This is a genomic window from Nocardia sp. NPDC057455, assembly GCF_042802775.1.
GTDB lineage: Bacteria > Actinomycetota > Actinomycetes > Mycobacteriales > Mycobacteriaceae > Nocardia.
The window spans coordinates 1-8,260 of sequence record NZ_JBHVDM010000154.1 but is presented as its reverse complement, the minus strand read 5'-3'; the positions used below and the strand labels follow the sequence as shown (position 1 = coordinate 8,260).

Annotated in this window: 7 protein-coding genes; 2 read left to right on the top strand and 5 right to left on the bottom strand. The window is 69.6% G+C overall.

Features of this window, described 5'->3' with window-relative positions; genetic code table 11:
• Nucleotides 1–809: 809 nt before the first annotated feature.
• The 3 genes from ACFU5M_RS33355 to ACFU5M_RS33345 all read right to left on the bottom strand — a co-directional run bounded on the left by ACFU5M_RS33355 (nucleotide 810) and on the right by ACFU5M_RS33345 (nucleotide 3,816).
• Nucleotides 810–1,811 carry a hypothetical protein gene (locus ACFU5M_RS33355; protein WP_379055410.1) on the bottom strand — a complete coding sequence of 334 codons (1,002 nt, stop codon included), beginning with the start codon at nucleotides 1,809–1,811 and terminating at the stop codon, nucleotides 810–812.
• Between the two features lie 153 nt (nucleotides 1,812–1,964).
• A complete protein-coding gene (locus ACFU5M_RS33350; protein WP_379055408.1) occupies nucleotides 1,965–3,029 on the bottom strand; it encodes an NlpC/P60 family protein in 1,065 nt (354 codons plus the stop codon).
• Nucleotides 3,030–3,246: 217 nt separating this feature from the next.
• On the bottom strand, nucleotides 3,247–3,816 hold the full coding sequence (locus tag ACFU5M_RS33345; RefSeq protein ID WP_379055406.1) for a C40 family peptidase: 570 nt from the start codon (nucleotides 3,814–3,816) through the stop codon (nucleotides 3,247–3,249).
• A gap of 596 nt (nucleotides 3,817–4,412) precedes the next feature.
• Between ACFU5M_RS33345 and ACFU5M_RS33340 the strand changes: the two genes are divergently transcribed.
• The gene (locus tag ACFU5M_RS33340; RefSeq protein ID WP_379055412.1) at nucleotides 4,413–6,209 is read left to right on the top strand and encodes a DEDD exonuclease domain-containing protein; all 1,797 of its coding nucleotides are present in this window, start codon (nucleotides 4,413–4,415) and stop codon (nucleotides 6,207–6,209) included.
• A gap of 4 nt (nucleotides 6,210–6,213) precedes the next feature.
• Complete coding sequence (locus ACFU5M_RS33335) at nucleotides 6,214–6,489, top strand: Lrp/AsnC family transcriptional regulator (RefSeq protein ID WP_379055404.1); 276 nt, start codon at nucleotides 6,214–6,216, stop codon at nucleotides 6,487–6,489.
• Between the two features lie 6 nt (nucleotides 6,490–6,495).
• Here ACFU5M_RS33335 and ACFU5M_RS33330 read toward each other — a convergent pair whose 3' ends face one another.
• Both ACFU5M_RS33330 and trpD read right to left on the bottom strand, forming a co-directional pair.
• Nucleotides 6,496–6,786 (bottom strand): hypothetical protein, encoded by a 291-nt coding sequence (locus ACFU5M_RS33330; RefSeq protein WP_379055402.1) that lies wholly within the window; start codon nucleotides 6,784–6,786, stop codon nucleotides 6,496–6,498.
• 147 nt (nucleotides 6,787–6,933) lie between these two features.
• Entirely contained in the window at nucleotides 6,934–7,995 is a 1,062-nt protein-coding gene (gene trpD, locus ACFU5M_RS33325; RefSeq protein ID WP_379055400.1) for an anthranilate phosphoribosyltransferase, read from the bottom strand.
• Nucleotides 7,996–8,260 lie beyond the last annotated feature (265 nt).

The following is an 8,260-nucleotide window of genomic DNA, read 5'->3' as shown; positions in this document are numbered from 1 at the left end:
GTTGAGGTGCGCTGGGCGCGTTGGTAGTGGGCGTGCTGACCTTGTGCTTGCCGGTCTGGGGGCGGGGGGTGGGTTTGTCGCGTATGTCGTGGTTACTTGGACGCGAGCCGGGCGGCGGATGCTCGGTCTCGCTTCGCTCGGGAGACGTGGTTGAGGTGCGCTGGGGGGGCTTGCCAGTCTTGTGCATACCGGTCTGAGCGCGCGGGGGAGTGTGCGGGTTTGTCGCGTATGTCGTGGTTACTTGGACGCGAGCCGGGCGGCGGGCGGCGGATGCTCGGTCTCGCTTCGCTCGAGAGACGTGGTTGAGGTGCGCTGGGCGCGTTGGCAGTGGGCTTGCTGACCTTGTGCTTGCCGGTCTGGGGGCGCGGGGGCGTGTGCGAGTTCGTCGCGTATGTCGTGGCCACTCGGAGGTGAGCCGGGCGGCGGACGGCGGATGCTCGGTCGCGCGCGGGGCGCGTCGGCAGTGGAGCTGGCTGGCCTCGTGCACGCGGGTCTGGCCGGCTGTCTGTGTCGAGCGCCGGTACTCATGGTTCATCGAGTACGTCGCGGCTGGGCCGTGTTGTTTGCCGCGCTGGTGGAGATTGAGGGTAGAGGTCTTCGTGGCGCACGTCCGAGTGGCCGCCGCTTGCTCCTTCGTCGCCTGCGCGGGGGCCGCTCGGACATAGTCGGGCGGCGGGCCGCGCATGCTCGGTCTCGCTTCGCTCGGGTGAGGTGCGTGGTGCATCGGCATTCGAAGGCCGGGGCATCGTGTGCGTGGCATGCAGGGCTCGGCGGGGGATCTTCACGTCGGCCGGTGCTCGTAGGGCGCGTCAGGCGGTCCGGGTCCGGAGCCACTCGCGCCAGTCGTCGACGAAAGCGGCGCGGGTGGTGCCGAGGACTTCGCGGAGGATGCCGTCTTCGGTGGTCGGGTCCTGCTTGCCCGTCGCGATGCGGTGGTAGAGCTGGACGAGGCGGGGACGGTCGTATTTCTCCGCGACGAACGCGCAGATCGACCAGGCCTTTTCGTAGGTGAAGGCGGCATCGGGGCCGGAGAACTCGGCGTCGCCGGGCAGATCGCCGGGGATCCGCCCGGCGTGGGCATGCGCGGTGAGGGTGGGGGCGATGTCGGCGAACCGCTGGGCGTCGCGGTGGTGGGCGGTGTAGTCGGCGAAGCCTTCCAGCATCCACAGGGGGGCGCCGTCGACGGTGTCGGCGCGCGCGGCGATGTGCGTGAGTTCGTGCCGCAGCAGGGTGGCCATGCCCTCGGGATCGAGGCGGCGTCCGGTGTCTGGACCGAAGACGACACGCTGTCCGGTGGGGCTGCTGCCCGGCGTGAACGGGTCGGCGACGGAGGCGGCGGCGACTTCGGCGGGCAGGAGGCCGGGTGAACGCAGTAGAGCCGCGAATTCCGAAGGCGAGGAGGCTACGACCACGAGCGCGGACTGCGCCCAGCCGGGACCCCAGACGTCGGTCACCGCGGCGGTGGCGTCGGCGAGTTCACGCTCCAGCACGTCGATTTCGATTCGCTGATCGGGATGGCCGACGACCAGGGATTGCCGTCCGTCGCCGGTCGGCACCTGGCGGGCGACGATCGAGCCGAACGGTTCGACGATGCGCCGCACCTCGGCGAGCCTGGGATCGGCGGCCGCCGCCTGCCCCACCGCCTCGGTCGTACCGGGTTCGGCGGCCCGCAGTTTCGGTAGCACCGTGTTCGGCAACATGATCAGTGCGACGCATACGCCGGTGAGCGCCACCACCATCGCGACGGTGAGACAGAACTCGAACCGCCGCCGCGCCGACCACCACTCGCGCAACGTCCGCATTCCGCTCATCGGCGCACCCCCGCCGGCGACATGGCGATGGCGCGGGAGTGCCGGGTAGTGACGAGGATGCCGTGTCGACCGCGCGGGTCGCTCACGGTCGTCCATCGCCGGTCGGTGGTGCCTCGGGTAGTGCGGTGCCGCTGGTTGGCTCGCTCACGAGGTCTAGTATCGCCGAGCCGAATGGAACGGTGTCGAGCTCATGGGTGCGACCGCGACGGGAACGCCGAAGGTCGAGGCGTGCAACATGAGTCCGTTGCCCGCGTAGATGCCGACGTGTGAGATGTCGGAGTAGAAGAACACGACGTCGCCGGGCTGCAGATCGTCCTTGGCCACGGGGGTGCCGTAAGTGGCCTGCTGCGAACTGGTGCGGGGCACGTTCTTGCCGACCTGCTTGAACGCCCACTGGACCAAGCCGGAGCAGTCGAACTGGTCCGGACCGGTGGCGCCCCAGACGTAGGGGTCGCCGATCCGCGTGAGCCCGGCCGCCAGCGCGCTGGTGCCGCTGCCAGGAACGAGCCCCTGCAAGAGGGTGTCCCGGTCGAATCCGGGGGGGAACGGCGATCCGGCGAGGGCGGACTTGTCCTTCGCCGACAGCGTGCCCCAGGCCTGCACCACCTGGGCGATGGCGCCGCCGAGATCGCTGCGTTTGTGCTCCAGATCGATGCGCACCGCCTCGGCCTTCTGCGCGGCGGAACGGGCCGCGTCGGCGGCGGTGCGGGCCGCCGATTCGGCCGCGGTCGCGGCGTCGGTGGCCTTCTCGTAGTGGTCGAGCTGCTCGGAGGTCTGTGCGGACACCACGTCCAACGTGGACATCTGGTCGAGCAGTTGCTGCGGTGAGTCGCTGACAAGGACGGCGAACAGGCGGTTGGTGCGGGCGCCTTGGTAGGCGGCGATCGCGGTGCGGTCGATGACCGGCTGGTACCGGCGGACCTCGTCACGGGCACGGTTGACCATGTCGGTGCTGTCGGCCAGCCGGGCGTCGGCGTCGCGCTGCACGGCGAGCTTGGCCTCCAGTTCGGCCTCCACTCCCAGTGCCTGCTGATTGAGCTGCTCGGACTGATGAGACAGATCGATCATCCGCTGTACGGCTTCGGTGGCCGTCGAGGGAAGCGCGACCGGATCCGCTCCGGCCGGACCGCCACTACAGAGGCCCGCGGCCAGGATTCCGGCTGCCAGCGTCCCGCCCACCAGACGTTTGGTCTGCTGTCTCCGGTGAAGTTCAGCCACAGCCCGCGATGCCCCGTTCTCTCGTGAAGCGATCTTTCGTGAAACCGACGCACAGGCCTTCGCCGAATCCGAGGTTTGCGCGGGCGAACCACGGGTAATCGGTGGAAGGTCTCGGTTAGGTTACGGAACGGCCCGTGTCGATGTCCAGTAGGGAACGAAACGATCACGGGCCGTCGGAGCGGTCGGGCCGCGCGGCAGCGGCCCGACCAGCTGCTTCTCAGAAGCGGCGAGCGCCCGCGACCGGCATGGAGGAGATCGGCGCGACCTTCACGGGCTGGCCCGAGGTGGATGCGTGCACGACGTTGCCGTCACCGGCGTACAGGCCGGAGTGTCCGCCGCCGTAGAACGAGACGAGGTCGCCCGGCTGCAGGTCGTCCACCGAGACCGGGCTGCCCGCGGACAGCTGCGCTCCGCTGGTGCGAGGCAGCTCGACGCCCGCCTGGCGGTAGGACCACTGGACCAGGCCGGAGCAGTCGAACGAGTTGGGACCCGCGGCGCCGTAGACGTATGGCGAGCCGACCTTGCTCAGAGCGGCGTCCAGGGCGATCTCGCCGGAGCTCTTGGGGGCGGCGAAGGGGAGGGGCGCGGGACCGGGCAGCTCGAGGCCCGGCAGCGCGGGCGGGACCGGGATCTCGTTGGGAACCTCGAAAGTTCCCACGCCGGGAATGGTCACCGGCTGGGCCGAGGCGGGTGCTGCGGGCAGCAGGAACGCCCCGAGAGTGGCAGCGCCGACAGCCCCGGCGGCAACAGCGCGCTGAGCGTGACGCTTGACGGCGTTGGTCGTCATGATGCGGTACTCCCAATCTGCCTCACGACGCCGCACCCGGTGGTGCCGCGGACTGCGTCTGGGACCGCACCGGTTGGCGCGGCGGACTCCGTGAGGTCTCGAAAAGGTTACGAACACATCACGGTGATTTGTAAAGGCCGGGCAATGCGAAATGCACTCGCTCAACAATTTCTCGGCCGAAACGGTGTGAGATATGTCCTACAGAATCACGAACAGATAACGGTCAGGAAATGCCAGGAAGAGGCCGGTTTCGGCGGGCCCGTGGAGCGGGCTGGGGCGACCGGTCATCCAGGGTTGGCTCGATCGGCGTTTTGCCAGGTAGGTGCGTGAAAAGAACCGTAGTGGCCGGTATGGTCGTCCGTTCGTACACCGTAGAGTGACGGGCCGTCGACTCATCCGCCGATGATCGACTGCATTTCGCGCGACTCGCGGCAATGTTTGATACAGTTTTGTACCTTTTGTGATCTGGGTCTCTTTTACGCTTTCCTAGATCATTTCCCGGGTATCGCCCGAGAATCCCCACGGTGTTATTCGGACATTTCGTGGCGGATCCGCGCGCCTCGTTCCTGTCGGACCATGGCCCTACGCTGCTCGCCGTGTCCGACCCCGCGCCGCGCCCGGCCGTCCAGCAGCTGGCTTTCGACGAGCTCGACACCCCCCTGTACGACACCACTTTCGTGGTCGTGGACCTGGAGACCACCGGGACCAGCCCCGGCACCGACGGCATCACCGAGATCGGCGCGGTGAAGGTGCGCGGCGGGGAGGTGCTCGGCGAATTCGCGACGCTGATCAACCCGGGGCGCGCGATCCCGCCCGCGATCGTGCACGTCACGGGCATCACCACCGCGATGGTGTACGCCGCGCCGCGGATCGAGGCGGTGCTGCCCGGCTTCCTGGAATTCGCCGCCGGCGCCGTGCTGGTCGCGCACAACGCCCGATTCGACATGGCGTTCTTGCGCGCCGCCGCGGCGCAGTGCGACACCCCGTGGCCGGCCGCGCAGGTGCTGTGCACCGTGAAACTGGCGCGACGGGTACTCGGACGCGACGAGGCCCCCTCCGTGCGGCTGAGCTCGCTGGCGCGCTTGCTCGGCGCCTCCACTCAACCGACCCACCGCGCGCTGCAAGACGCCCGTGCGACGGTCGACGTGTTGCATGCGCTGATCGGACGAGTCGGCAACCAGGGCGTCCACAGCCTCACAGAGCTGCTGGACTATCTGCCCGGCGTCACGCCCCGGCAGCGCTCCAAGCGCGTGCTCGCGGCCGATTTACCCGCCTCCCCCGGTGTGTATCTGTTCCGCGGTCCTTCCGATGAAGTCCTCTATATAGGTACGGCAGTGAACTTGCGCCGCCGTGTCCGTAATTACTTCACCGGTTCGGAGACCCGGGGCCGGATGAAAGAGATGGTGTCCCTGGCGATTCGGATCGACCACGTGGTGTGCGCGCACGCGCTCGAGGCGGGGGTGCGCGAACTGCGGCTGCTGGTGGCGCACACCCCGCCGTACAACCGCCGGTCGAAGTTTCCGAAGCGGGCCTGGTGGCTCACCCTCACCGACGAGCCGTTCCCGCGGTTCTCGGTGGTGCGCGAACCCACCCGGGACGCGCTGGGGCCGTTCCACTCCCGTAACGACGCCGCCGACCTGGGCGTGATCGTCGCCGAGTTCACCGGACTGCGCACCTGCACGACGCGGCTGTCGCGCAGGGCGGTGCACGAGTGCCCGCCCGCCCTCGTCGGTGGGTGCCCGGCGGCCTCCACGGGCAATCCGCTGGGCATGGCGGAGTACGCATCGGCGCCCGCGCTCGTCCGGGCACTGTTCGCCGGGGACAGCGACGCGCCGATCCGGTCCATGCTCGATCGCATCGAAACCCACTCGCGTGCTGAGCATTTCGAGGCGGCCGCGCGGCTGCGCGATCGTGCGGCGCGGGTGGTGCGGGCGCTGCGCCGTACGCAACGGCTGGCCGCGCTCGCGCGGATAGCCGAACTGATCGTCGCGCACTCCGACGGTGACGGCGGATGGGAGTTCGCGGTCGTCCGGTACGGCCGCCTGGCCGGTTCCGGCACCGCACCGCGCGGCGTACCGCCGATGCCCATCGTGGAACAGATCGTCGCCGCCGCCGAAACGGTGATTCCGGCGGGGGTTCTCGCCGAACACTCGCTACCAGAGGGGGAAGCGCCGATCACCGAAAACGCCCCGCCACTGCGGGGCGCCTCGCCGGAAGAGGTGGCGTTGGTCGCCCGCTGGCTGGCCCGGCCGGGGGCGCGGATCGTGCGCACCACGGAGGGGTATCGCGAGCCACTCTTCGGCGCGGCACGGTGGCTGCGGTGGGCGGAACGGGCCGACGCGGCGGTCCGTGCGCAACCGACCGAGCAGGGCTATCTCGAACGCTTAGGCTGACGTCATGATTACCGCGATCGTCTTGATTCACGCAGACAACGGCCGCATCCCCGAGACCGCGCAGTCGGTCGCGGACACCGAGGGCGTCGCCGAGGTCTACTCCTGCGCGGGCGACGTGGACTTGATCGCGATCGTGCGGGTGCGCGACCACGAGCAGATCGCCGAAGTGGTGACCGGCCGGATCGACAAGACGCCCGGTGTGCTGCGCACCACGACGCACATCGCGTTCAAGTCGTACTCGAGCGCCGAAGTAGAAGCCGCGTTCTCGCTGGGCGACTGATCCCGCTCAGTCTCCGACCCGGGCGCTGAGCACCGCGAAGTAGGCGGCGTCGTTCGGCGCGAGCACTTCGACGACATCGCCCGAGCAGCCCGGCACGTCGTAGAGGTGCACGAGGCCGTCGGTGCGGTTGCGGATCTCCACGTCGGACCCGTCGCCGACCTCGAGGCAGCCGGCCGGGTTCTCGTAGCTGAGGCCGGCGGCGAACAAGGCGCCTTCGGCCGCATTCGCTCCGGGCGCGGCGGCGGCGAGGCCCGCGGTGGCGAGGACAGCGAGTAGCGCCGAAACGGTGGGTCGCATATCTGTGCTCCTCGTCGGTCGAACCGGTAGGCGCGGTGCCCGACGAACTCGGCGATGCGCCGGATTGCCGCATCGACGTTACCGGCCGTAGCGGCACCGTGCGGGGCCTTCGCTCTGATCAGCGTGTTGCCTCGACCCGACGCCGCGTCAGTTGTCGCCGAGTGTCTGCGTCAGCTTCGACCAGCGCTCCAGCAGCGCGGCCGCCTTGCCCGCATCGATCGCCTCGGCGGCGCGGTCGATGCCCGCGGCGAGCGCGGCGTGCAGGTCCGCGTCCGCATCGCCCGCACCGCGCGACCAGTCGTAGGCCATGATCGCCGCCGCCGAATTCAGCAGCACCGCATCGCGGACCGCTCCACCCCGGCCTGCGAACACATCGCGGGCCACGCCCGCGTTCACCTCCGCGTCGCCGCCGCGCAGCGCGTCCAGGTCGACCCGGGGAATGCCGATGCGGGTGGGATCGATGGTGGCTTGCCGCGTCCGTCCGCCCGAGACGATCCATGCCTCGGTGGTGTCCGAGGTGGTGATCTCGTCGAGCCCGTCGTTACCGCGCACCACCAGGGCGCTCGCACCACGTTCGGCGAACACGCCCGCGATGACGGGCAGCAGGTCGGTGAACGCGCAGCCGACCAGCCCGGCGCGCGGCTGCGCGGGGTTGGTCAGCGGTCCGAGCACGTTGAACACCGTCGGGATGCCGATCTGGCTGCGCGCCGCCCCCGCGTAGCGCAAGGCGGGATGGAACACGGCCGCGAAGCAGAAACCGATGCCGACCTCTCGTACACAGTGCGCCACCGCTTCGGGACCGAGCGCGAGCTTCACGCCGAGCGCCTCCAGCACGTCCGCGCCGCCGCTCTTCGACGACGCGGCCCGGTTGCCGTGCTTGACCACCGGAACCCCGGCCGCGGCCACCACGATCGAGGACATGGTGGAGATGTTCACCGAGCCGGACCGGTCACCGCCGGTGCCGACGATGTCGACCGCGTCGCCCTCGATCCGCACCAGCCGGGCGTGGTCGAGCATTCCCGCGGCCAACCCGGTCAGTTCGGCGGGCGTCGGGCCTTTGATCTTCATGGCGACGCCGAACGCGGCGATCTGCGCGGGGGTGGCATTGTCGGACATGATCTCGTTCATCGCCCACGACGTGTCGTCCGCGGCCAGGTCGCCACCGTCGGCGAGGACTCCGAGCACCTGGGGCCAGCTGCGCACGCTCATTCCACACTTCTCCCGTCACACCGGTTCCACGCACCAGTTCGTCCGCACGCAGCCTAGCTGTGTTGGTCTTTCCAGCGCCTGCGGCGCTGGGTGTTCGCGGCCCTCTTGTGGCTCGCGTCCGAGCGACCGCCGCTTGCTCCTTCGTCGCCTACGCGACGGCCACTCGGACGCGAGCCGGGCCGCCAACGGGCGGATGCTCGGTCTCGCTTCGCTCGGAAGCGGGGGTTGAGGTGTGCTGGGTGAGTCGGTATGCGCGTTCGGACTT